The sequence below is a fragment of the Bradyrhizobium genosp. A genome, from assembly GCF_049949275.1.
Classification (GTDB): domain Bacteria; phylum Pseudomonadota; class Alphaproteobacteria; order Rhizobiales; family Xanthobacteraceae; genus Bradyrhizobium.
In genome coordinates, this window is the sequence record NZ_CP188196.1 from 6597437 (window position 1) to 6619712 (window position 22276).

Genomic DNA, 22276 nt, shown 5'->3' on the forward strand with positions numbered 1-22276 from the left:
CGCCCTTCGAGATGCGCGCAAAGGGCGCGCTCCTCAGGGTGAGGGTCTGAGAGTTGCCTCGCCTCCCGTACAATGACGGCTTGGCTCACTTATTCAGAAAATTCAACGGCAAACCGCCGCGCGGCCAGTCCATGGCGACAAGCTCGCCCTTGCCTGACAGCGTGATGTAGGCGGTCTTCAGCTCGGGGCCGCCGAAGGCAATGTTGGTGGTGACGCGGTCGCCGGTCGGGACCTGCTCGACCAGGGTGCCATCGGGCGCGATCACCGAGATGCAGCCGGAGACGAGGGTGGCGACGCAGACATTGCCGTTGGCTTCGACCGCGAGCGAGTCGAACATCTGGTAGCCGCCGAGGCCGCAGATCGGCTTGCCGCGCTCGCCGCGATAGATCACGTCGCCCGGCTTGAGCGTGCCGGGTGCGGACAGCTCATAGGCCCAGAGCCGCCCGGTCGGCGTTTCCGCGATGTAGACGGTGTTTTCATCCGGCGAGAGCCCGATGCCGTTGGCCGGCAGCACGCCGTGCACCACCTCGACGATCTCCTTCATGCCGGGCTTGAGATAGTACATGCCGCCGACATCCATCTCGCGGGCGCGACGCTTGCCGAGGTCCGAGAACCATAGGCCGCCGTGCTTGTCGAACACGAGATCATTCGGCCCGCGCAGATCGTGCTCGCCGCATTTGGTGACGACGGTCTCGACCTTGCCGGATTGCAGATCGACGCGCTGGATCGAGCCGCCGAGATAATCCTCGGGCTGCGGGCCCGGCATAATCATGTTGCGGGTCGGGATCCAGGAGAAGCCGCCATTGTTGCAGATATAGATCTTGCCGTCGGGCCCGAGGGCCGCGCCGTTCGGGCCGCCCGGCACCTTGGCGACGATCTCCTTGCGGCCGTCGGGGTAAACGCGGGTCAGGCGCTGCCCGCGGATTTCCACCAGCACCACCGAACCATCAGGCATCACCACCGGCCCTTCGGGAAATTCGAGGTCGGTGGCGAGAACGCGAATGTTGGACATGGTGGGACCCTCCCGGCTGCTTGTTATGGCTTGCTCGGGATGTCCGGCACGGGCCCCGCTGGCAAGTTTTGCCAGCGGTTATGACAAAGTAGGTCCCACTTGCCAAGCAAGCGGGATGGTATGCCAGCGTTGCAGCGCTACTCGCGCACCGGCACCCAGATCTCAAAACCACCGTTACCAGTCACCGGATCGAACTTCTCGTCATAGCGCTCGAAGTTCGGTGCGTCCGCGGCCTTGAGGCCGGAAGCCGGCAGCCATTGATTCCAGATCGTGTTGACGGTGCGGCGGATCGAGGCGACGTGGTCGGTGTGGGTGAACACCGCATAGCGCTGCTCGGGGATGCGGATGCGGCCGAGCCCGCGCGGCAGATTGGAGAAGTCACCGACTTCGACTCCGGCGATGTAATCGAAATTGCCGGAATCATCGCTGTTGCAGCAGACGCCGTAAGCGACGTTGCCGACACGTTCGGGAATGTCGGCGACCTCCTGGTGGAAGCGGGCCCACATCCCGGGGATGATCGCGCCGTTGTCGCAGGAGATGCGCTCGGCAAGGCCGCCGACGAGGAAGGCCTTTGCGGTTTCGAAACGCGGCGCTTTGAGATTGTCGAGCATGGTGGACTCCATGAGGATCGGCTCCTGAAGCTTGAGCTGGTTGACGCACGTCGCCGCCCTCACCGCTTCGGGCGTAGTGCCGAACTGGTCGCGGAACGCGCGGGTGAATGCTTCGTGCGAGCCGTAATCCGCCTCCAGCGCCAGCGACAGAATGTCCGGCGCGCCCTTCGCAAGACTGCGCGCCGCTTCACTCAGCCGCCGTGCGCGCACGAAACGCATCACCGGCAGACCAGTGGCTGCGGCAAACGCACGCACCATGTGGAACCGTGACACGCCGCCGATCGCAGCGATCTCGTCGAGCGTCATCGGCTCGGCCAGATGGCTCTCGATGTACCAGAGCGCGCGCTGGGCTGGGTTCATGGGTTGCGACTCTCGTTCGAAGCGTGATGATGATGCGCTGCCAGCAGCCTCTTCGCTTGATCGGCGTTGCGGTCACGCGAAATCGTAGGGTGGGTTAGCCGCAGCCGTAACCCACCTCGTTGCTTTCGGCGCGGACAGACAGACCTTGGTGGGTTACGCTTCGCTAACCCACCCTACTTCGCATCCTTCGGTGGCGGCGCGTCCTGCTTCTTCTTCAGATCGTCCGCCTGCTTCGCTTGGGCGGCCTGGAGATCGCCGATGGTCTTCTGAAGGCCAACGAGCGTCACCTTCAGCGCGTCGATCTGGCGATTGGCGGCATCTATCTTCTGCTGGTGATCGAGGTTGAGCTTGGTGATGGTCTTCTGGAGAAAGTCGACATTGCTCTGCAGGCAGCCGGTGCGCCGCTCCATGGTCTTCTCGACCGTGCAGATCTCGATGCCGGGCACGTCCTGCGCCGCGGCCGGCGTACGCGCGACGAGCGGTAACATGGCGAAACAAACGGCGGCGAGCGTCCGCGGCATTCAGGTTCCTCATCGAATTAATCACGGCAATGTGCGCCGATTGCGTGCAGCTGCGTGAGGCTACCACACTCGTACCGCATTCTCGCGTTGAGCTTGGGTTGTTCCCTCGGACGGGAGCAGTGAACCGCGCGCGGAAGAAGTGGGCGCTCTTTCCGCGGCTTTGATTAGGGGAGATTTTCGGAATGGCAACGCGTGATAGACGTCTGGCGGAATTCGACGGTGCCGGCGAGCCGCCACCTGGCCTGCCGGTCGAAGTGCTGTGTGAGGACCACAGCGGAACGTATCAATTGCCGTTCGCCTGCCGCTATGTCGAGGGCCGCTGGCAAAACGACGCGGCCGGCGTCCCAGTGGAGGCCACCGTCATCGGCTGGCGCGTGCCGCGTATGAAGCATTCCGGCGTGGCCTGACGGCGTTCGTCTGTCTCAAAATGCAACGGGGCCGCGCTCCGCCTTAACGAACGGAACGCGGCCCGAACGAATCATGTCCGAATCAGCCGAATGGTCCCGTACGCCGCTGTTCACGGCTAGATGTCGACAAGGCAGGGCCGGGGCGCACAATATCTGCGCGACGCAAGCACCGCCCTCGCCAATTACCGGCAGCAAAAGTTAACGATAGCAAAGACATAGAGGTCAGCAAGGACGCGGGTCGCGGCCGCCCCGGAAACAGGCAGGGCTGCGCGTCGTCTGCCTAATATTCGACCTCGAGCTCCTCGATCTCGGCCGGCTCTTCCTTCGCCGCCGCGATCCACTCCTTCATCTCGTCCATCGCCATGATGGTGTCGGCATACGCCTTGAGAGGTGGCTCGAGCTTGACGTCGTAAGTGACGAAGCGCGTCACCACGGGGGCGTACATCGCATCCGCCATGGTGCGCGTCTCGCCGAACAGGAACGGGCCGCCCGATTTCGCCAGGCAGTCGCGCCAGATCGACCAGACCCGGTCGATGTCGGCCTGCGCGCGCGACCAGATCTTGAAGCCGGGAAAATGCCCCTTCAGATTGACGGGCAGCGAGGCGCGCAAGGTGGTGAAGCCGGAATGGATTTCGCCGCAGATTGACCGGCAATGCGCGCGCTGGACGCGATCGGCCGGCAACAGCCCGGCGTCCGGCATCACCTCGTTGAGATATTCGGCGATGGCGAGCGTATCCCAGACGGTGGCGCCGTCATGCCGCAGGCAGGGCACCAGGATCGAGGACGACAGCAGCAGGATTTCGGCGCGCGCCGACGCGTCGTCCGGTGCGGTGACGATCTCCTCGAAATCGAGCCCGGAAAACTTCGTCAGCAGCCAGCCGCGCAGCGACCAGGACGAGTAATTCTTGCTGCTGATGGTCAGTGTCGCCTTCGCCATAGGGCCCTTCCCTCACGTTTCCAACCGAACAAGCAGCAAGCGACGTGCCAATTTTGAGGGCGGCCCAATGCCCTTCTGGCTCCGATATTGCATGACACCATTGGACAGGTGGGCGCTTCAGTATGATGTCGATGTATTATCAGGCTTTTCAGAACCAGATGGACCTGACTGCGCCGTGGCGGGCGGGCGCCTCGTCCGCGCTCAAATTCCTCAATTTGGTACCGCAGGGCCTGTCCGACCAGGTCGTCGGCCGGCTCTCGGCGGCGCTGGAGCTGATCTCGCGCTCCACCCTGACCTATGACCGCCCGGCCTACGGCATCGACAGCGTGACGGTGGGCAATCGCGAGATCGGCGTGACCGAGGAGGTCGCCTACGCCACGCCGTTCGGCTCGCTGCTGCACTTCAAAAAGCACGGCGTGACCGAGCAGCCGCGCATGCTGCTGGTGGCGCCGATGTCCGGCCATTTCGCCACGCTGCTGCGCGGCACCGTGAAGACGCTGCTGCAGGACCACGACGTCTACATCACCGACTGGCATAATCCGCGCGAGATCCCGCGCAGCGAAGGCCGCTTCGGGCTCGACGACTACACCGAGCACCTGATCGACTTCCTCGGACAGTTGGGTCCGCGCCCGCATATGGTCGCGATCTGCCAGCCCTCGGTCTCAGCGCTCGCGGCCGCCGCGATCATGTGCGAGGGCAATCACCCTTCGCGGCCGGCGACGCTGACGCTGATGGCAGGGCCGATCGACACGCGCATCCAGCCAACCAAGGTCAACGACTTCGCCAAGAGCAAGCCGATCGAATGGTTCGAGCAGAACCTGATCAACTACGTGCCGGTGCAGTGCCGCGGCGCGCTGCGGAAAGTCTATCCCGGCTTCGTGCAGCTCACCGCGTTCGTCTCGATGAATCTCGAGCGCCACATCAAGCAGCACATGGATCTCGCCAACCACATCGCCAAGGGCGAGAAGGACAAGGCCGCGAGCATCAAGACCTTCTACGACGAATATTTCGCCGTGATGGACCTGCCGGCCGAGTTCTACATCGAGACCGTGCGCGACGTGTTCCAGGAGCACCTGCTGCCGCAAGGCAAGCTGATGCATCGCGGCCGTCCCGTGGACACCAGGGCCGTCGGCCGCATGGGGCTGATGACGGTCGAGGGCGAGAAGGACGACATCTGCTCGATCGGCCAGACGCTCGCGGCGCAAGACCTCTGCACCGGCGTGCGAGCTTATCGCCGCGTCCATCACATGCAGGCCGGCGTCGGCCACTACGGCGTGTTCTCGGGCAAGCGCTGGAATAACGAGATCTATCCGCTGCTGCGAGATTTCGTGCACGTGAATTCGTAAGCCGGCGGCCGCCTCAGGCCGACCACTCCTCACCCCACACCTGCACGACATGGCCGGGCGAGACTTCGCGATATTGCCGGGCCGGCGGCTGATAGTCGGGCGCGCGGACCGGGCTTCTGACCTCGTCGTTTGCGACCTCGCGCCTGGAGCCGCGGCGTGCGGGGTCCGGCACGGGAACGGCGGCCATCAGCTTCTTCGTGTAGGGATGCTGCGGATTGCCGAACACGGCAGCACGCGGGCCGATCTCGACGATCTCGCCGAGATACATCACCGCGACGCGATGGCTCATCCGCTCGACCACCGCGATGTCGTGGGAAATGAAGAGAAAGGCCAACCCCATGCTGGCCTGAAGGTCGAGCATCAAATTGACGACTTGCGCCTTGACCGAGACGTCGAGCGCCGAGACCGCCTCGTCCGCGACGATCAGTTTTGGCCCGAGCGCGAGGGCGCGTGCTATGCAGATGCGCTGGCGCTGGCCACCGGAGAATTCGTGCGGAAAGCGCGCGGCCATGTCGGCGGTGAGGCCGACGCGCAAGAGAAGGTCGGCGACCTTGTCGCGCGCCTGCGTGGCGGTGGCGAGCCCGTTGGCGAACAGCGGCGCCGCGATCGCCGTTCCCACCGACATGCGCGGATTGAGGCTCGCAAACGGATCCTGAAACACGATCTGCATGTGCTTGCGGAAATCGCGCAAGGTGCGGCCGTTCATGGCGAGCACATCCTGGCCGTCGATCAGGACCGTGCCGGCGTCAGGCTCGGTCAGCTTGAGGATGGAGCGGCCCGTGGTCGACTTTCCGCAGCCGGATTCGCCGACCAGTGCCAGCGTCTCGCCGGCGCGCAAGGTGAACGAGATGTTCTCGACCGCATGCACACGGCCCGAGACCTTGCCGAACAGGCCCGAGCGGATCGGAAAGCGCGTGGTGAGATTAGAAACCTCTAACAACGGACGCTCCGCGCTCGACACCGTGTCCGGCGTCTCCACCGGCTCGTCCGAGGTGCCGGTGACCTTGTCGACGATCGGAAACCGCATCGGCCGCGTCCGGGCGTCCATCGAGCCGAGCCGCGGCACGGCCGCGAGCAGTGCGCGCGTATAGGGATGCGAGGGTGCGGCAAAAATGCGCGACGTCGCATCCGTCTCCACCGCCTGCCCGCCATACATCACCACGGTCCGGTCGGCGATCTCGGCGACCACGCCCATGTCGTGAGTGATGAAGAGGATCGACATCCCCTCCTCCTGCTGAAGCTGCTTCAGCAGTTCCAGGATCTGGGCCTGAATGGTGACGTCGAGCGCGGTGGTCGGCTCGTCCGCGATCAGGAGTTTTGGCTTGCACGCAAGCGCCATCGCGATCATCACGCGCTGGCGCATGCCGCCGGAGAAGCGATGCGGATACTCGTGGAAGCGCGATTTTGCCGCGGGAATGCGGACACGATCGAGCAGGCGGATGGTCTCGGCTTCCGCCGCCGCGCGCGACAGGCCACGATGCTGGATCAGCGCTTCCGCGATCTGGAAGCCGATCGTGAGCACCGGATTGAGGCTCGTCATCGGCTCCTGGAAGATCATCGCGACATCGTTGCCGCGGATGTCCTTCATGCTCGTTTCAGGCAGCGTCAGCAGATCGCGGCCGGAGAGCATGATACGGCCCTCGCTACGGCCGCTCTCCTTCGGAATGAGCCGCATGATCGAGAGCGCGGTGACGCTCTTGCCCGAACCGGACTCGCCGACGATCGCGACGGTTTCGCGGGGCGCGACATCGAAGGAGACATTGCGAACGACCGGGATCCATTGCCGCTCGCGCATGAAGGACGTGGTGAGGCCCGCAACCGACAGCACGGGCGCCTGTGCTTCGGCAATCGCTTGGTCAGGTCTGCTTGCGCCGCTACTCATGCGGAGCCCCAAATGCCTGCCGCGGAAAAGGTGCGCTCCCTCCCCCGCTTGCGGGCCGCTTGCGGGGGAAGGTTGGGGAGAGGGTGTCTCCGCAGTCGAGACCCCCCAAGAGGACAGAGCCCTCACCCGCGCCTCTGGCGCGACCTCTCCCGCAAGCGGGAGAGGTGAGAGGAGCTCGTGGCTGCACCGGTGTGACCATCACCATCGCGCCCTCAGTAGCCACAACTACGATCGACAAGTCCCGGCAACTCTTCGCCGCGGCGATGACGTGCGACGACATCGAGCACGAAATCGACGGCCGTGTCGGGGCTCGTCATGCTGGCATTGTGCGGTGTCAGCAGGATGCGCGGATGGCTCCAGAATGGATGACCCACGGGCAGCGGCTCGGGATCGGTGACGTCGAGCACCGCACCCGACAGCGCGCCGCTGTCGATTGCCGCGAGGAAATCGGCCTCAATGAGATGCGAGCCGCGCCCGACATTGACGAGCCCTGCCCCGCGCGGCAGGCGCGCGAACAAATCGGCGTTGAGGATGCCGCGGGTCTCGTCGGTCAGCGGCAGCAGGCAGACGAGAATGTCAGCCTGCGAGAGAAAATCCGGCAACGCATCCGCACCCGAATAACAGGTGACGCCCTCGATCTCGCGCGGCGAACGATTCCACCCTGCAAGCGGAAAGCCGAACGCCCTAAGGCGCTCGAGCACGGCCTGGCCGAGCTGGCCGAGCCCCATCACGCCGACACGACGACGCTTGGCCGGCGTGATCCGGATCTCGCGCCAGACCTGCTCCTTCTGCTGGTTGATGAAGTGCAGGAGGTCGCGATGCAGGCCGAGCACGGCCATGGTGACGTACTCGACCATGGTCTCCGCGATGCCGGGCTCCAGCATGCGGACCAACGGAATATGCGCTGGAAGTTTGGTGGCGTCGAACTGGTCGACGCCCGCGCCGACCGAGAAGACGAGTTCAAGGTTGGGAAAGGTCGTTGCGATGTCATCCGGCGGGACCCACGCCACGAGATAGCGCACGTCTGAGGGATTGCCGATGTCGGGCCAGAGCCGGAACGGCAGGTCAGGCGCGCGCTCGGCAAAGAAGGTCGCCCATTCCGCGCCGCGCACCATGTTGGCCTTATAGAGAACCGTCATGCCGCCCTCAGAACGGGCTGACCGGCGCGAGCCGCCGGCCGTCGATCATGCGCTTGTGGCTGTAGGCGGCGGGATCGACCAGCGGCGTCGCGCCGGTCACAATGTCGGCGGCAAGCTTGCCGGCCGCGGGACCGATGCCGAACCCGTGACCGGAGAAGCCAGTCGCGAGGAAGAAGCCTGGCAAAGCATCGACCGGCGAGATCACCGGGATCGTGTCGGGCGTGCAGTCGATGGTACCGCCCCAGGCTTCAGCGATCTCGATGTCCTTCAATTCCGGGTTCGCCTTGATCAGCGACGCCAGCGCCGCATTGACCAGTGACATGTCAGGCTTGGGATCGCGCACCCGCTCGGTCTCAAACGGCGACGGCTTGTCAAAGCTCCAGCTGGTGCCGCGCATGATCTGGTCGAAGAACGACTTGCCGAATGACATCTTCAATCCATTGCGGCGATGCATGTAGGTCGGCCAGAAGGTGCGCGCATAACGAAACAAGTCAGGCGACAGCTCGACCGTGCCACGGTTGCGCAGCGCCAGCGTAAAACCGCCGTCGAGACGGCGGCGGATGCAGTAGAGATCGGTGCCGAGCGCGCCCGAGGTGATCTCCGGTGCCGGCGTGGTCCGGCATGCGGTGGCGTTGACGAGGCCGATCGGCAGCTCGATGCCGTGACGGCGGCAGAACAGCGACGACCATGCGCCACCCGACAGCAGCACGGCTTGGGTGCGGATGGTGCCCTTCTCGGTGACGGCGGCGCTGACCCGGCCACCGGTCGTCTCCAAGCCGCGCGCGGCGCAGCCCTGGTGGATGGTGACACCATGCTTTCGCGCGGCCGTAGCCAGTGCCGGCACGGCCATCGACGGCTCGGCGCGGCCGTCGCTCGGCGTGTGCAGGCCGCCGACCCATTTGTCGGTATTGCCCGGCATGCGCTCGGCGACCTCGGCCGGGGTCAGCACGGTCGAGTGCACCTGCATCTCGCGTGCGACGGCCGCCCAGCGCTCCCAGCTTGCGAGCTCGTCCGTGCTCTTGGTCAGGAACAACACGCCGGTGCGGCGGAAGCCGGCATCGACGCCGGCATCGTTCTGCATGTCCTCCCAGAGCCGAAGCGCTTCGCGCGCCAGCGGAATCTCCTCTCGCGCGCGGCCCTGCTGGCGGCACCAGCCCCAATTGCGGCTCGACTGCTCGCCGCCGACATGGCCTTTCTCGACCAGCGCGACGGAGAGGCCTTTCTTCGCAAGATGATAGGAGGCGGAGACGCCGATGACGCCACCGCCGATGACGACGACGTCCACCTGCGCCGGCAGGCGTTCGTCGCTGTTGATACGGTTGAGCGGCGGGGACATGATGCACTCCTGCATTTCAGTTCGATCGAGACTTTGCCCGTCATGGGATGTTCATTCGCGGATCGAGCGCGTCGCGCAGGCCGTCACCGAGGAAATTGAAGCTCGTTACGGCCAAGGTGATGGCGACGCCCGGCGCGATCGCGAGCCATGGTGCGCTGGTGAGATAGATCTGCGCGTTGTTGAGCATGTTGCCCAGGCTCGCGGCCGGCGGCTGGATGCCGTAGCCGAGATAGCTGAGATAGGATTCCAGCAGGATCGCCTTGGCGACGTTGAGCGTCGCCGCAACCATGATCGGCGCGACCGCATTGGGCACGAGCTCGCGGAACATGATCCGCAGGTTCGACGAGCCGAAGGCGAGTGCCGCCACCGCGAACTCACGTTCTCGCAGCGAGCGGACCTGGGCTTCGACCACGCGGGCCACCCACATCCAGGCGGTCGCCGCGATCAGCACGGTGGTGGTGACGAGGCCGGGCTCGGTGAGCGCCGCCAGCGCCAGCAGCAGGAAGATGGTTGGAAAGCACAGCACGGCATCGACCAGCCGCATCAGCACCGCACCGACCACGCCGCCATAGAAGCCAGCGAAGGCACCGACGACGATGCCGACCGCCATCGCCATCACCATCGCGACGATGCCGATCGACAGCGAGACACGCGCGCCCATCATCAGTCGCGCCAGCACGTCGCGGCCGAGCTCGTCGGTGCCGAGGATGTGCGCGCCCGTGAATGGCGGCGCGAACCGCTTCATGATGTCGATATGGGTGTCGTCGAACGGCAGCAGATAAGGACCGAGCGCCGAGCCGAGGACAAGGACCGCAATGATCACCGCACCCGCAAGCGCCAGCCGGTGCCGGCAGAAGCGCCGCCACGCGGCCTGGCCGGGGGCGGATTGAGCGGTGGAGAGAGCAGCCATCGCCATCGCCTAGCCCACCCGGATGCGCGGATCGACGACGGCATAGAGGATGTCGGCGATCAGCGAGCCGATCAGCACCATCGTCGCCGAGAACATCAGGATGCCCATCACCACGGGGTAGTCGCGATAACCGATGGAATCCAGGAACAGCCGGCCCATGCCGGGCCAGGTGAACACGGTCTCGGCCACCAGCGCGCCGCCGAGCAGCGTCGGAAACTGGAGGCCCGCGACCGTGATCATCGGCAGCAGCGCGTTGCGCAGGGCGTGTACCGTGAGGATGCGCCATTCCGGCATGCCCTTGGCACGCGCGGTGCGGATGTAATCCTGGTTGATCACTTCGAGCATGGAGGAGCGCATGAAGCGGCCCCACATCGCGGTCTCGACCAGCGCCAGCACCATCGCCGGCGCGATCAGGTGATGCAGCAGGTCGAGGAAGGAGCCGTCGCCGACGGTTTCGCGGTTTCCCGCCGGCAGCCAGCCCAGCGTCACCGAGAACACGTAGATGGTGACGAGGCCGAACCAGAAGGTCGGGATCGACAGCGCGATCATGGCGCCGACGGTCGCGAGCGAGTCGAACAGCGAATATCGCCGGAGCGCGCCGAGTATGCCGATCCAGCAGCCGAGCAACACCGCGATGATGGTCGCCGTCGTCATCAGCTCCAGCGTGGCGCCGAGATGCGAGGAGATCACCGACAGCACCGCATCGCCGTCGCGATAGGACTTGCCCCAGTCCCCTTTCAGCATGCGGCCGAACCAGTCGAGATACTGGATCGGCAGCGGGCGATCGAGGCCGAGTTGTTTGGTGACGCGGTCGAGATCCTCCTGGGTCATCTGTGCGGAGGCCGCGAATTGCGAGAGGGGACCGCCGGGCGCCAGATGCAGGAGGGCGAAGCCGATCGCGGAGACGATCACCAGCAGCATGATCGCCTGCGCCAAACGATTGGCGACGTAACGGGCCATCTAGGCGATCCAGCCAGCCTGAGGCATCAGGCCCAGTACCATTCGCGGATGTTCCAGCAATTGATCGAGGTGTTGATGTTGGGACGGAAGCCTTGCAGCCCCTCCTTCACGCCTTCGGCGATAAAGCCCTGGAATAGCGGCAGGATCGCGAGGTCATTGCGGACCAGCTTTTGCAGATCGCCATAGGTCGTCTTGCGCTGCGCGAGATCGAACTGTTTGGCGCCTTCGGCCAGCAGACGATCGGCCTCCGCACTCTGGTACTGATAGGTGTTGTAACCGCGGCCGCCCTTGGCAGGAATCGCGCCGGAGCCAAACCGCGGCGTCACGTCGGGATCGCTGCCCAGCATGAAGTTCACTCCGACGATCACCGAATTGAACTTCGACTGCTGCCAGAAATCGCCCCAGATCACAGCAGCCGGCATGTTGTTCACGCGCATGGCCGCGCCGATCGCACGCCAGTCCTGGATCAGAAGCTGTTGCGTCTGCTCGCGCACCGCATTGCCCGACGTGGTCGAGTTGGTGAATTCGAGCTTGACGCCACCCTTCTCGCGCACGCCGCCAGAGCCGCGAACCCAGCCGGCCGCATCGAGCAGCGCATTGGCCTTGGTCGGATCGTATTTGTGCTGTGGCAGGCCCTGCTGGAACGACCACGCCTGCTGCGGCACGAAGCTTTCGGTCGGCGTCGGCAGGCCGTAGTTCAGCGCATCGATGATCGCCTGCTTGTTGATGGCGAGATAGAGCGCCTCGCGCACCGCGCGGTCGGCGAAGGCGCCGAACTCCAGGTTGGGTGCGATGTGCTCCACCGAGGACGTCGACGAGACGAAGATCTTGCGCGCCTTCAGCGTCTTCGCCTCCTGCACGAAGTTCGGCAGGATGCCTTGCAGGCCAGTGTAGTCGACTTGGCCGGTGCGGAACTGAGTGTAGAGGACGGTGAGATCCGGGATGTATTTGAAGACCACGCGTTCGAGATAAGGTCCCTTGCCGTGATAACCCGCATGGGCATTTAGCTGGATGTGGTCGCCGGGCACGCGCTCGCCCCAGCGGAACGGCCCGGTGCCGACCGGCGAATTGTGGAACGGCGAAGCGTTCGGATCGGACGCCTTCTCCAGGATATGCTTCGGCACGATGAAGGTCAGCGACAGGATCGACATGTAGGGCGAATAGGGAGCTTCCATCCGCCAATGAATCTCGTCGGGCGCGACGATCGTGATGTCCTTGACCAGACTGTGGCCGACACGGCTGCGCGCGCGAAAGTCGGGATTGTTGTTCAGCTCAAGCGAGAACTTGACGTCGTCGGCCGTGAACGGCGTGCCGTCGTGCCACTTCGCATTGCTGCGCAGCTTGATCTTCCAGGTGAGGCCATCGGCCGAAAGCCCGCCGTTCTCGATCGTCGGGACTTCGCGGGCAAGATCGGGGATGAACTTGCCGTCGGGATCGATGAACCAGAGCGGCGAGAACACCTGCCACCAGACGCCCTGGTCGACTTCGATGCCGGGCATCAGCGGATGAAAGACGGTCGGCTCCTGCGACAGCGCTGCGATCACCTGCCCGCGCGGCTTGTCCGGCGGATTGCTCGGACGCTCGGTCTGCGCAAAGGCGCTACCTGAAAGCGACCATCCCGCCGCGGCGCCTGCGCCAAGCTGGAAGAATTGTCGGCGATTTGGAATGCCGAGATGATGCAGTCCGCCAACGCCGAACTTGCCGGTGCTGTCTGCCATGACCAGTCTCCGTTCCCGCACGCGGCACCGTTCTCCCGCGCCCCGAGACCCCGGCAAGGGGACAGGAGTGGGCTTTAGTGCTTCTAAACTTTTCAGCCAAAAGTTCATCATGACTAAATACAGCTGTCAATCGGATTGCTAGGATGCGCGACCTTTTCACACCGCCGGCCATTCCGGCGGTGAGGCCATGCACGGGAGAGCGACATGGATGGTCGCGGCGACACGAATCGTCCGAAGGACGCCCCGACGATCGAGACCGATGATGCGGTCGACCAGCGTCTCGGCGAGACTGTGCGGCTGCTGCGCCAGCGCGCCGGCCTCTCGATCCAGGACGTCGCCAACAAGACCGGCCTCTCCAACGGCATGATCAGCCAGCTCGAACGCGCGCGCGCCATGCCGTCGATCCGCACGCTGCGCCTGCTCAGCATCGCGCTCGACGTGCCTATCTCCTATTTCTTCGAGACCACCGATGCCGCCGACGTGCAGCGCTACATCGTGCACAAGAACAGCCGGCGCCTGCTGCGCCTCACCGCCAGCGGCGTCGTCAAGGAAGCGCTCACGCCGGAAGGCAAAGGACAGCTCGAGTTCTACGAGCTCACGCTCAATCCCGGCGCCTCGTCCGGCACCGACTTCCTGCAGCACACCGGCGAGAAGGCCGGCTACATCCTCTCCGGCAGCCTGCGGCTGTGGCTCGACAACCAGGCCCATGTGCTCGAGGCCGGCGACAGTTTTCGTTTTCCAAGCACCGTGCCGCATATGTTCGACAATCCGACCCAGCAAGCGGCGCGTGTGATCTGGGTCACGACGCTGCGCCAGACCGATTCGCCGACAGGTTGAGCCTGCGCAACGTCTCGCCCCGATACCGCCCGAAATTGCCCTCGACGCCGCCGCAGCGAGTCTGTAGCTCACCTGGAGCCGGACTCATTTGACAAGTCGGACTTGGAGGTCCCTTGAACGTCCCTTGGGGGTTCCTTGGAGGTCCGCGACTGACGTCGTTGGTGGGAGACCATGAAACTCAAGGGGCTTCTGACACTTGCGATGGCCGCGCAGGTCGTCGTGACCGCCGCGGCTCTCCTCGTCTCGTATGCGCTGACCGGACCCGGGTTCGGCGTTGCCCAGATCATTGCCCTGTTCGCAAGCGGCGCCGTCGCGGTGCTGATCGCGCGGCTCTGCACGCGCACGATCGAGGCGGCGCAGGACAAGCGCACTGCCGCGCAACTCGCCGAGCAGGCGCAGTCGAGCGCACAGATGACCCAGGCCGTCATCAAGACTGCGCTGGATGCTTTCGTCCAGACCGACGCGAACGGGATCATCCTGGAGTGGAGCATTCAGGCCGAGGCGCTGACCGGATGGACGCGCAAGGAGGCGCTCGGCGTTGACGTCGTCAACCTTCTCATCGCCGAGCCGCTCCGCGACGGTTTCCGGCAACGCATGATGCGCCTTCTGCCCGAGCTCTCGAATGCGCCGATCGGCATCCGGTTTGAGGCGACCCTGCTGCACCGGGAAGGCGACGAGATCCTGATCGATGCGTCGAGCACCACGCTCCAGCTCGGCGGGCGCACCGTCATCAACACTTTCGTCAAGGACGTCACCCGGAAGCGCGCCGCCGAGGAGCAGCTGGTCCAGGCGCAGAAGATGGAAGCGGTCGGCCAGCTCACCGGCGGCATCGCGCATGAATTCAACAACATGCTCACGGTGATCACGGGCACGATCGAGATCCTCGCCGAGGCCGTCAAGGACAACCCGCCGCTCGCCACCATCACCAAGCTGGTCAGCGAGGCCGTCGATCGCGGCGCCGCACTGACCTCGAGCCTGCTGTCCTTTGCGCGCAAGCAGGCGCTGCAGCCAGCCGATATCGACGTCAACGACCTGCTCGAAGAGCTCGCAAAGCTGATGCTGGCGACCTTCGACAAGAAGATCGAGATCGTGAGGAGGCTCGACGGCGCCATCTGGCTCGCCTTCGCCGACCGCGGGCAGCTCTCTTCGGCGCTGCTCAACCTCGCGATCAATGCCCGCGACGCGATGCCCGAGGGCGGCAGGCTGACGCTGACGACGCGCAACGTGGTCTTCGGCGTGCGCGAGGCCGTCGCGGTCGGCGCCGGCTATGCCGGCGACTATGTCGAGATCCAGATTGCCGACACCGGCACGGGCATTCCGCAGGCGATCCTCGAACGCATCTTCGATCCGTTCTTCTCGACCAAGGAGGTCGGCAAGGGCACGGGCCTCGGGCTCAGCATGGTGTTCGGCTTCGTCAAGCAGTCGGGCGGCGGCATCAAGGTCGAATCCGCCGAAGGCAGCGGCACGACATTCGCGATCTACCTGCCGAAGGCCGAGACCAGCGTGCTTCGCCCGACCGGCTATGACGAGCGCAAGATCGTGGGCGGGACGGAAACCATCCTTTGCGTCGAGGATGACCGCGATGTCCGTCACTACGTCACGGTCCAGCTCGAAAGCCTCGGCTACAAGGTCATCCCCGCCACCAACGCGGCCGACGCGCTCGCCATCGCGGCCCAGGGTACGCCGTTCGATCTGCTCTTCACCGATATCGTGATGGCCGGCGCCTTGAATGGACGGGAGCTCGCCGACGCGATGGTGGCCGCGCGGCCCTCCTTACGGGTGCTGTTCACGTCGGGCTATGCTCACAACGCCCCGCATGGTCCGGGACACGCCACCATGGGTGCGCCGCTTCTGACAAAACCCTACCGCAAGGCCGAGCTCGCACGCATGCTGCGCCGCTCGCTCGACACCGCCATCGATGCGGCAGGCGACCCGATCCCGACACCCTATTCGGTACAGGCCGAGGTCGAAGGGTTCTTGCGCAAGCAGGAGACCGACGAGGGCACGACGCGATCGCGGAAATGAACTTTCCCGGCGCCCCTCGCTAGATCATCCGCCGCCGCAGCGTTGCCGACGGCGTCTCGCCGAATTTTTCGCGGTAAGCTCCGGCCATGCGGCCGAGATGGGTGAAGCCGAGATCGAAAGCGCTGTCGGTGATGGAGACGCCTGGCGAAGCCTGCGCCAGCCTGGCATGGAGACCAGCAAGGCGCATATCGAGCAGCATCTCCGAGATCGACACGCCGAAGTGACGGCGGAAGCCGAGCTGGAGCGCGCGGATGCCGATGCCGGACACGCCCGCGAGCTGCGCGAGATCGAGCGGCTCACCGGCATTTTCCGCGAGATAGTCTCGCGCGGCGCGGAGTGCGCGCGGCAGACGTTCGGCTTGCCCTGAGAACGTCCTGATCGCATCCGACAAGCCGTGCCGCTGGCCATTGAGGAGACGATCGAGCAGCGCCTCGCGCCAGTCGGCCATCGCGACCGGTGAAAGCCGGCCGGACGGCCCGAGCCGTTCGGCAAGCCGCATCAACTCGGCAAGGCTGGCTTGCAGGTGGCGGCCGGACAGCGCGTTCAGGTCGATCGCGGAATCGAACTCGACCGCGCCGGTCGCCCTGCCCGACAACGCTGCGGCACGCTGCTCAACCATGCGACGGTCGAGCAGCACAATCGCTTGCGCACAGTCGCGCCACATCATCCGGGTCGGGACCGTCGGCGACAGCAGCGACGCCGTCCGATCCGGCGCGGCATCGAATCCGCCGGCGCCTGCACAAATGTGCGCGGTGCCCGTGAGCGGGATCTGTAGAAGAAAGAAGCGGTCGAGGCAGCCCGGATCGATGCTGACAGTCCCACCATAGGCAACGTAGTTGATAGAAAAGCCGTCGAAGGTTGCGCAATTGTGCCGGGCCGAAAATCCGGAAGCACGGGCATGCGCCGGCTTGAGATCGTGCGGACAGAAAATGCGTCCGATCTGCTCGGCCGCCTCGTCGACATCATCGGTGGTGACGCGAGCGAACCCCGCAAGCCTTTCGGCTTGGGAGCACCGTGTGCTCATTTCCTGCACGGCTGCGGACATCGTCGACCACGCTTCGCGTCACGGAATTGCTTTAAGCCTATAATGGTTCCGCCGACGCGAAAAGGGCCGCGTCGCAAAATCGTCGTGTTGCATGGCAACAGCGCTCTCCGGATTCGTTTAGCGGATAGACACCGGCTCGCACGTGGCCGAAGCTCGGTACCCGCCGGAGTTCATATGGAGGCGAGCATGACTGCACTCGAAAAGGGCATTACCGCCGCTGGCACAGGCTATGGCGGCAAGACCTGGAACATCCTGGGTCAGGTCTATTTCCCCAAGGCCGTCACCGAGTCCACTTTCGCGTTCGAGACCAACAGCGATCCCGGCCAGTTCGTGCCGGTGCACATCCATCCGACCCAGGACGAGTTCATCCTGGTGCAGGAAGGTACCCTCGACCTCAAGCTCGACGGCAAATGGGTCAAGGCCCATGCCGGTGACCTCGTGCGCATGCCGCGCGGCATCCCGCACGGCTATTTCAACAAATCCGACAAACCGTGTCGCGCGCTGTTCTGGGTCTCGCCGATGCAGAAGCTGGAGGCGCTGTTCAACCAGCTCCACAATCTGACCGACCCTGCCGAAGTCGTGCGCATCTCGGCGCTGCACGAGGTCGACTTTCTGCCGCCCGAGGCCAACGACTAGGCGCCGGGCCCTCCTCGTCCACTTTCATCTGCTTGCTGGTCCGCCGGCCGCGCCTTGCGGCCGAACGAGTCCGCTTGCGCGCGAAACACATTGATTGCGAGCCATCTCATGGTCAGCCCAAAGCATGTCTGCGTGATCGGCGCCGGCGTCTCCGGCCTCGCCACCGCAAAAGCGTTCTCCGCCCGCGGCCACCGCGTCACCATCGTCGAGCGCAGCGCCGATCTCGGCGGCGTCTGGGAGCCGGCGCGCTCGTATCCGGAGGTGCAGACGCAAAGCCCCAAGGATCTCTACCGCTACACCGATCGCGCCATGCCGGACTCCTATCCGGAATGGCCGACCGGGCCGCAGGTCCACGCCTATCTCGCCGACTACGCGAAAAGCTTCGGTCTCGACCGCATGCTGCGCCTCAACACTGCGGTCGCCGGCATGGCGCGACGCACCGACGGCAGACCGGGCTGGACGCTCGCGTTATCAGGCAAGGACGGTACGGCCACCAACGAGGATTTCGATTTCGTCGCGGTGTGCACCGGGCAGTTCAACGAGCCGCGCGAGCTGCATTGCCCGGGCGAGGACGGCTTTCTGGCGCAGGGCGGGCAGATCCTGCACTCGTCGACATACAGCGATCCCACGCTGGCAAAAGGACGCCGCGTCGTCGTGCTCGGCGGCTCGAAGTCCGCGACCGACATCGCCGTGAACGCGGTGAAATCAGGCGCGCGCGAGGTTACCATCGTGATGCGCGAACCGGTCTGGCGCATCCCCTATTTCATCGGCGGGCTCGTGAACTTCAAGCGCATCCTCTACATCCGCGCGCAGGAGGAGATGTTTCCGGGCTGGGGCATCGGCGCGATGTCGCGACTGGCGTACCGCGTCGCCGCGCCCCTGATCTGGGCAAACTGGCGCGGGCTTGAGAGCCTGTTGAAGGCCCAGCTCAAGCTCAGCCGGTGCAAGATGGTGCCGAAGGAGCGGATCGAGGACGGCGTCAACTGCTCGGTGCCGATCGCAACGCCCTGCTTCTACCCGATGGTTGCCGATGGCCGGATCAAGGCCGTGTTCGGCAGCTTCGACCACTACGAAGGCAACACCATCGTGATGAGCGGCGGCGAGCGCATCAGCGCCGACATCGCCGTGCTCGCGATCGGCTACAAGCTCGGCGTGCCCTTCCTGCCGGACGCCTATCAGGCCAAGCTGGTCGATGCGGACGGGCAGTACCGGCTCTACCGCCTGATCGCGAACCCTGATCTGCCCGACCTCGGCTTCGTCGGCTTCAACTCGTCGTTCTGCACCGTACTCTGCGCCGATCTCGCCGCAAACTGGCTGGTGCGCTATGCCGACGGGCAACTCGCCAACCAGCCGACGGCGCAGCAGATGCGCGACAACATCGAGATGATGCTGCACTTCAAGCGCGTGGAGCGGCCGGCGGCCGGCGTCTATGGCGGCCTGTGCGTCGCGCCCTATCACTACCGCCATTTCGACGAGCTGATGGCCGACATCGGCGCCAAGACCCGGAAGCGCGGCGGGCTCGCCGGGCACTTCTTGCCGCCCGACGCAGATGCCTACGCAAAATTTTTGGCGTCAGCGCCGGAGTACTTGGCGGCGGGTTAATTGGTGATGCGGGCCTCGGCGACCGCATGGTTGAACATCGCGTTCAACGCCGCCGTGATGTCGGCCGGCGTGTTTGCGGTGTAGAAGAAGCCCGGCGACGCGCAATTCTGCAGGCTTGTCGGAATGTTCGGGATGTTCCAGTTGGCGTAGTCGTCCTCGTCGCCGGCGAAGGACGTGTTGACCGGGTTGATCGTCTGGTAGGGAATGTACAGCACGGAGATGATGATACCGCGTTTCTTCAGCGGCGTGCACGAGGTGGCCGGATCAATCGTCGTGGCATGGTTGCTGCCCGACCAGGAGCCGTTCGGAACACCCTTCACCTGCGGATCCTGCGCACCGTCGGTCACGAGGAAGACGTAGGGCAACGTGCTGTTCCATGCGCTTCCGTCGCCCACGCTTGTGATCAACGTGTTCACGCCCGACAACGCCGTGTCGATATGCGTGCCGCCGGAACCGAGATCCGTGTTCATGTTGGTATCGAGCAGGGTCGCCAGATTGGCCGCCGCGTAGTTGATCGTCGCGGGATTGGTCGTCGAACCGTTGATGCTGCTGGTCAGCGGAAAGTACGAATAGAGATAGCGGATGAAGGGATAGAGACCGATGCGGAACTGGTTCGCCACCTTCTCGGTATTGTTCGCCGTGACGAACAGCTGGTTCACTGCATAGCCAACGGCGTCCAGCCGCAACTGAATGCAGGAATCGGTCCCATCCGTCGGACAGTTCGCCACCGTCGCAAGGTTGGAGTAAAGCGAGTTCGGCAGTCCGGAGACGATCGACGACGGCAGCTGAACCCCCATGGGGTTGGTCGTCTTCGTGGTGAGCAGGCCCTTGTACCCGTTCTGGCTGACGCGCGAGATTGCATAGCCGAGACAGTAATTGTTGGTGGGATAGCCTTGCGTTCCCGTGTCAGTGCAGGCGCTGTTCTGCGGCGAGAAATGGCAGGCGAGCGTGCAGCCTGTCGGATATTGCCGGTAGTTGTCGGGATTGATCGCCTGCATGCGCTGGGCTTCCTTGGTGGTCGACGGCAGGCCCATCGAGCCCGAGACATCCAGCGTCAGGTAGAAATCGAGATACAGCGGCAGTGTCGTGGACGAGGACGAGCTGCCGGTCACGGTCAACTTCTTGTAGCCGAGAATTTGCATGAAGGTCACGGGCACGTCCGCGCTGAACTGCACGTACGAGGTCAGCCTGGAGCCCGTCTTGGTGACAGTGCTCGTCTCACCCAGATTGGTGTAGCTGCCGGCGAACGTCGCAGCGTTTCCGTTGAAGACGTTGTCCGCTTCCGTGACGCCGGCGCTAACCGATCCATTCGACGTCATCGCCATCGCCGCTTTGTAACCGGCCGAGTTCACCGAGATCGAGGCCACGCTCGCCGAATCCGCAGAACCCTGCAGCTTGGCCTTGATGCGCGTTGCCACGCTGTAGTCAATCGCGCATCCGATCGAGGCGATCAGCGGCACCATCGCGATGGCGAAAATGGCGGCAACGTTGGCCCCGGTGTCGCGCTTCAATCGCGAGACGAGCCGGCCTGCATGATGGATCGTTCCTGACATTGCCATTGCCAAGCCCCCGCTCGACTGTTCGTTTGTGAAATCACTGAGACGAATTGCTGGAAGACGAAACTGACGCCAGGACCAACGCGCGGTAGCGGAAATGACAAGTTTCGCGCTGGAGTACTCGCATCGCTCCTGACGAGACGACGCATTGTGCAGATGGCGCGCTACTTAATCGTAAAGTCGCCTCGCGAATCGCGTGGGCGTTTTGTCGGCTCCCTGTCGGTCTCGACGGACCAATCCGTTGTTCTACGGAGTTTCGGCGCGGCCGGGACCGATCAGGAGTTGTGCCTCGCCAAGCTGCATCTTTGGAGCTTAGGCTCCAAGGAGTGACCGAATCGACTGGACCGGGAGCCCGCGATGCGACCACAACACCACGCAGCCGCGGCCATCGCGGGACTTACACTCTTCCTCACGACGCCCGCCGTAGGTCAGGCGCAAACGCTCACGGCAACGCAATCGGAAGCGCAAGCCGCCTACGATCGCGCGCTCGGCGATTTCAAATCGATCCTCGCGGAGCGTCGCCGCCAGATCGACGCGAAGCAGCCGCTGCCCAACCTGCCGGGCCAGGCGCTCTATCTCGCGCGCGTTGCGGTGATCAGCACGTACAAGGATCTCACCGACGCCGTACCGTCGCGGATCGGCAAACCGAACAAGTTCGAAATTCCTCCGGCCTATTTCGATGCCGCGATCGAGCCGCTGGTCGACGAATATGCTGATCTGTTCGAGATCATGGAGGCGCCGCCGGCGAGCGCGCAGAATTCGGCGACGCCGTTCAAGGATGTCGTCGATCTCGCCGCAGCGATTGCGCGCGCCAAGGGGCTTGCGCCCGTTCATGCCGACGTGGCCGGCCGGATCAGCCTCGGGCTGTTCTTTGCCGAGACCAACGGCAAGCAGAATGTCCGCAATGCGCGCTCGAACACTTATATGGGCAGCCTGCAGACCGGCCCATCCGAGGACCGCAACGGCCAGCGCAAATGGGAGGCGATCAAGAGTGCGATCGCGGCCGCCGATCCCGCGCTAAACGCGCGCGACGACAAGGAGGAGGCGCGATCCCGCGGCACCGATCGCCGTTTCAATCACTGGACCAATGTGCGTGACGGCCTCATGAACGCACATGCCGAGCTATTTGCCGAGATCCCCGCGATCGTGAAGACGCTGCCCGATCCGATCGACCAGATGAAGCTGTTCGAGCTGATCCAGATCATCCCGACACCAACCCGCTCAGCACTCAAGTCGGGCGACCTGCTGAACTACCGGGTGTCCGATCCCACCATCATGAAGCATCTGCGCAACAACAGCATCTTCGCCTTCGGCAGGACCGACCGGGCGCGAAGCTCAGCCAGCTTCCGCGAGATTCTCGGCGCGATGTGGCTGTTCAAGCGGAAGTTCGAGAAGGCGATGGTGAAATATGCGGAGATCAAGCCGCGCTAGGGTCA

General features: G+C 64.4%; 19 protein-coding genes. 7 read left to right on the forward strand and 12 right to left on the reverse strand.

Annotation, left to right across the window (positions count from 1 at the left end; all coding sequences use genetic code 11):
• Positions 1 to 85: 85 nt before the first annotated feature.
• The 3 genes from ACP2YP_RS30995 to ACP2YP_RS31005 form a co-directional block, all read right to left on the reverse strand.
• A complete protein-coding gene (locus ACP2YP_RS30995; protein WP_426420012.1) occupies positions 86 to 1012 on the reverse strand; it encodes an SMP-30/gluconolactonase/LRE family protein in 927 nt (308 codons plus the stop codon).
• 137 nt (positions 1013 to 1149) lie between these two features.
• Positions 1150 to 1983 carry a GyrI-like domain-containing protein gene (locus tag ACP2YP_RS31000; RefSeq protein ID WP_426420013.1) on the reverse strand — a complete coding sequence of 278 codons (834 nt, stop codon included), beginning with the start codon at positions 1981 to 1983 and terminating at the stop codon, positions 1150 to 1152.
• Between the two features lie 173 nt (positions 1984 to 2156).
• Positions 2157 to 2504: a hypothetical protein gene (locus ACP2YP_RS31005; protein ID WP_426420014.1), complete on the reverse strand. Its 348-nt coding sequence runs from the start codon at positions 2502 to 2504 to the stop codon at positions 2157 to 2159.
• Positions 2505 to 2686: 182 nt separating this feature from the next.
• On the opposite strand from ACP2YP_RS31005, the gene ACP2YP_RS31010 reads away from it, so the two are divergent.
• The gene (locus ACP2YP_RS31010) at positions 2687 to 2911 is read left to right on the forward strand and encodes a hypothetical protein (protein WP_027529381.1); all 225 of its coding nucleotides are present in this window, start codon (positions 2687 to 2689) and stop codon (positions 2909 to 2911) included.
• Between the two features lie 280 nt (positions 2912 to 3191).
• Here the strand turns inward: ACP2YP_RS31010 and ACP2YP_RS31015 are convergent, their stop codons facing one another.
• On the reverse strand, positions 3192 to 3848 hold the full coding sequence (locus tag ACP2YP_RS31015; protein WP_426420015.1) for a glutathione S-transferase family protein: 657 nt from the start codon (positions 3846 to 3848) through the stop codon (positions 3192 to 3194).
• Positions 3849 to 3970: 122 nt separating this feature from the next.
• On the opposite strand from ACP2YP_RS31015, the gene ACP2YP_RS31020 reads away from it, so the two are divergent.
• Positions 3971 to 5194 (forward strand): polyhydroxyalkanoate depolymerase, encoded by a 1224-nt coding sequence (locus ACP2YP_RS31020; protein WP_426420016.1) that lies wholly within the window; start codon positions 3971 to 3973, stop codon positions 5192 to 5194.
• Positions 5195 to 5207: 13 nt separating this feature from the next.
• On the opposite strand, the gene ACP2YP_RS31025 is transcribed toward ACP2YP_RS31020, so the two are convergent.
• The 6 genes from ACP2YP_RS31025 to ACP2YP_RS31050 all read right to left on the reverse strand — a co-directional run bounded on the left by ACP2YP_RS31025 (position 5208) and on the right by ACP2YP_RS31050 (position 13139).
• Positions 5208 to 7076 (reverse strand): dipeptide ABC transporter ATP-binding protein, encoded by a 1869-nt coding sequence (locus tag ACP2YP_RS31025; RefSeq protein WP_426420017.1) that lies wholly within the window; start codon positions 7074 to 7076, stop codon positions 5208 to 5210.
• Positions 7077 to 7288: 212 nt separating this feature from the next.
• Positions 7289 to 8215, reverse strand: a complete 927-nt coding sequence (locus tag ACP2YP_RS31030) for a 2-hydroxyacid dehydrogenase (RefSeq protein WP_426420018.1) — start codon at positions 8213 to 8215, stop codon at positions 7289 to 7291.
• A 7-nt stretch (positions 8216 to 8222) separates the two neighbouring features.
• Positions 8223 to 9551 carry an NAD(P)/FAD-dependent oxidoreductase gene (locus ACP2YP_RS31035; RefSeq protein ID WP_426420019.1) on the reverse strand — a complete coding sequence of 443 codons (1329 nt, stop codon included), beginning with the start codon at positions 9549 to 9551 and terminating at the stop codon, positions 8223 to 8225.
• A 40-nt stretch (positions 9552 to 9591) separates the two neighbouring features.
• On the reverse strand, positions 9592 to 10467 hold the full coding sequence (locus tag ACP2YP_RS31040) for an ABC transporter permease (RefSeq protein WP_426420020.1): 876 nt from the start codon (positions 10465 to 10467) through the stop codon (positions 9592 to 9594).
• Positions 10468 to 10470: 3 nt separating this feature from the next.
• Positions 10471 to 11421, reverse strand: coding sequence for an ABC transporter permease (locus ACP2YP_RS31045; RefSeq protein WP_426420021.1), 951 nt, complete (start codon positions 11419 to 11421; stop codon positions 10471 to 10473).
• A gap of 26 nt (positions 11422 to 11447) precedes the next feature.
• Positions 11448 to 13139, reverse strand: a complete 1692-nt coding sequence (locus ACP2YP_RS31050; RefSeq protein WP_426420022.1) for a peptide ABC transporter substrate-binding protein — start codon at positions 13137 to 13139, stop codon at positions 11448 to 11450.
• Positions 13140 to 13343: 204 nt separating this feature from the next.
• Here ACP2YP_RS31050 and ACP2YP_RS31055 point away from each other — a divergent pair, with 204 nt between their 5' ends.
• Entirely contained in the window at positions 13344 to 13976 is a 633-nt protein-coding gene (locus ACP2YP_RS31055) for a cupin domain-containing protein (protein WP_426420023.1), read from the forward strand.
• 171 nt (positions 13977 to 14147) lie between these two features.
• On the forward strand, positions 14148 to 16001 hold the full coding sequence (locus ACP2YP_RS31060) for an ATP-binding protein (RefSeq protein ID WP_426420024.1): 1854 nt from the start codon (positions 14148 to 14150) through the stop codon (positions 15999 to 16001).
• 19 nt (positions 16002 to 16020) lie between these two features.
• On the opposite strand, the gene ACP2YP_RS31065 is transcribed toward ACP2YP_RS31060, so the two are convergent.
• Complete coding sequence (locus ACP2YP_RS31065; protein WP_426420025.1) at positions 16021 to 17046, reverse strand: AraC family transcriptional regulator; 1026 nt, start codon at positions 17044 to 17046, stop codon at positions 16021 to 16023.
• Positions 17047 to 17232: 186 nt separating this feature from the next.
• Between ACP2YP_RS31065 and ACP2YP_RS31070 the strand changes: the two genes are divergently transcribed.
• Together ACP2YP_RS31070 and ACP2YP_RS31075 are read left to right on the forward strand one after the other, a co-directional pair.
• Entirely contained in the window at positions 17233 to 17682 is a 450-nt protein-coding gene (locus tag ACP2YP_RS31070) for a cupin domain-containing protein (RefSeq protein ID WP_426420026.1), read from the forward strand.
• 108 nt (positions 17683 to 17790) lie between these two features.
• Entirely contained in the window at positions 17791 to 19284 is a 1494-nt protein-coding gene (locus ACP2YP_RS31075) for a flavin-containing monooxygenase (protein ID WP_426420027.1), read from the forward strand.
• Here ACP2YP_RS31075 and ACP2YP_RS31080 read toward each other — a convergent pair.
• Complete coding sequence (locus ACP2YP_RS31080; protein ID WP_426420028.1) at positions 19281 to 20843, reverse strand: TadE/TadG family type IV pilus assembly protein; 1563 nt, start codon at positions 20841 to 20843, stop codon at positions 19281 to 19283. The genes ACP2YP_RS31075 and ACP2YP_RS31080 overlap by 4 nt on opposite strands.
• A gap of 354 nt (positions 20844 to 21197) precedes the next feature.
• Between ACP2YP_RS31080 and ACP2YP_RS31085 the strand changes: the two genes are divergently transcribed.
• Entirely contained in the window at positions 21198 to 22271 is a 1074-nt protein-coding gene (locus ACP2YP_RS31085) for a hypothetical protein (protein ID WP_426420029.1), read from the forward strand.
• Positions 22272 to 22276 lie beyond the last annotated feature (5 nt).

What these genes read in the sequence shown, in the direction of transcription:
- ACP2YP_RS31030 (WP_426420018.1), bottom strand. Translation starts at nt 8,215, where the DNA reads ATGACGGTTCTCTATAAGGCCAACATGGTGCGCGGCGCGGAATGGGCG.
- ACP2YP_RS31065 (WP_426420025.1), bottom strand. Translation starts at nt 17,046, where the DNA reads ATGTCCGCAGCCGTGCAGGAAATGAGCACACGGTGCTCCCAAGCCGAA.
- ACP2YP_RS31025 (WP_426420017.1), bottom strand. Translation starts at nt 7,076, where the DNA reads ATGAGTAGCGGCGCAAGCAGACCTGACCAAGCGATTGCCGAAGCACAG.
- ACP2YP_RS31085 (WP_426420029.1), top strand. Translation starts at nt 21,198, where the DNA reads ATGCGACCACAACACCACGCAGCCGCGGCCATCGCGGGACTTACACTC.
- ACP2YP_RS31015 (WP_426420015.1), bottom strand. Translation starts at nt 3,848, where the DNA reads ATGGCGAAGGCGACACTGACCATCAGCAGCAAGAATTACTCGTCCTGG.
- ACP2YP_RS31040 (WP_426420020.1), bottom strand. Translation starts at nt 10,467, where the DNA reads ATGGCGATGGCTGCTCTCTCCACCGCTCAATCCGCCCCCGGCCAGGCC.
- ACP2YP_RS31010 (WP_027529381.1), top strand. Translation starts at nt 2,687, where the DNA reads ATGGCAACGCGTGATAGACGTCTGGCGGAATTCGACGGTGCCGGCGAG.
- ACP2YP_RS31035 (WP_426420019.1), bottom strand. Translation starts at nt 9,551, where the DNA reads ATGTCCCCGCCGCTCAACCGTATCAACAGCGACGAACGCCTGCCGGCG.
- ACP2YP_RS31050 (WP_426420022.1), bottom strand. Translation starts at nt 13,139, where the DNA reads ATGGCAGACAGCACCGGCAAGTTCGGCGTTGGCGGACTGCATCATCTC.
- ACP2YP_RS31020 (WP_426420016.1), top strand. Translation starts at nt 3,971, where the DNA reads ATGATGTCGATGTATTATCAGGCTTTTCAGAACCAGATGGACCTGACT.
- ACP2YP_RS31060 (WP_426420024.1), top strand. Translation starts at nt 14,148, where the DNA reads ATGAAACTCAAGGGGCTTCTGACACTTGCGATGGCCGCGCAGGTCGTC.
- ACP2YP_RS31005 (WP_426420014.1), bottom strand. Translation starts at nt 2,504, where the DNA reads ATGCCGCGGACGCTCGCCGCCGTTTGTTTCGCCATGTTACCGCTCGTC.
- ACP2YP_RS31070 (WP_426420026.1), top strand. Translation starts at nt 17,233, where the DNA reads ATGACTGCACTCGAAAAGGGCATTACCGCCGCTGGCACAGGCTATGGC.
- ACP2YP_RS30995 (WP_426420012.1), bottom strand. Translation starts at nt 1,012, where the DNA reads ATGTCCAACATTCGCGTTCTCGCCACCGACCTCGAATTTCCCGAAGGG.
- ACP2YP_RS31080 (WP_426420028.1), bottom strand. Translation starts at nt 20,843, where the DNA reads ATGGCAATGTCAGGAACGATCCATCATGCAGGCCGGCTCGTCTCGCGA.
- ACP2YP_RS31045 (WP_426420021.1), bottom strand. Translation starts at nt 11,421, where the DNA reads ATGGCCCGTTACGTCGCCAATCGTTTGGCGCAGGCGATCATGCTGCTG.
- ACP2YP_RS31000 (WP_426420013.1), bottom strand. Translation starts at nt 1,983, where the DNA reads ATGAACCCAGCCCAGCGCGCGCTCTGGTACATCGAGAGCCATCTGGCC.
- ACP2YP_RS31075 (WP_426420027.1), top strand. Translation starts at nt 17,791, where the DNA reads ATGGTCAGCCCAAAGCATGTCTGCGTGATCGGCGCCGGCGTCTCCGGC.
- ACP2YP_RS31055 (WP_426420023.1), top strand. Translation starts at nt 13,344, where the DNA reads ATGGATGGTCGCGGCGACACGAATCGTCCGAAGGACGCCCCGACGATC.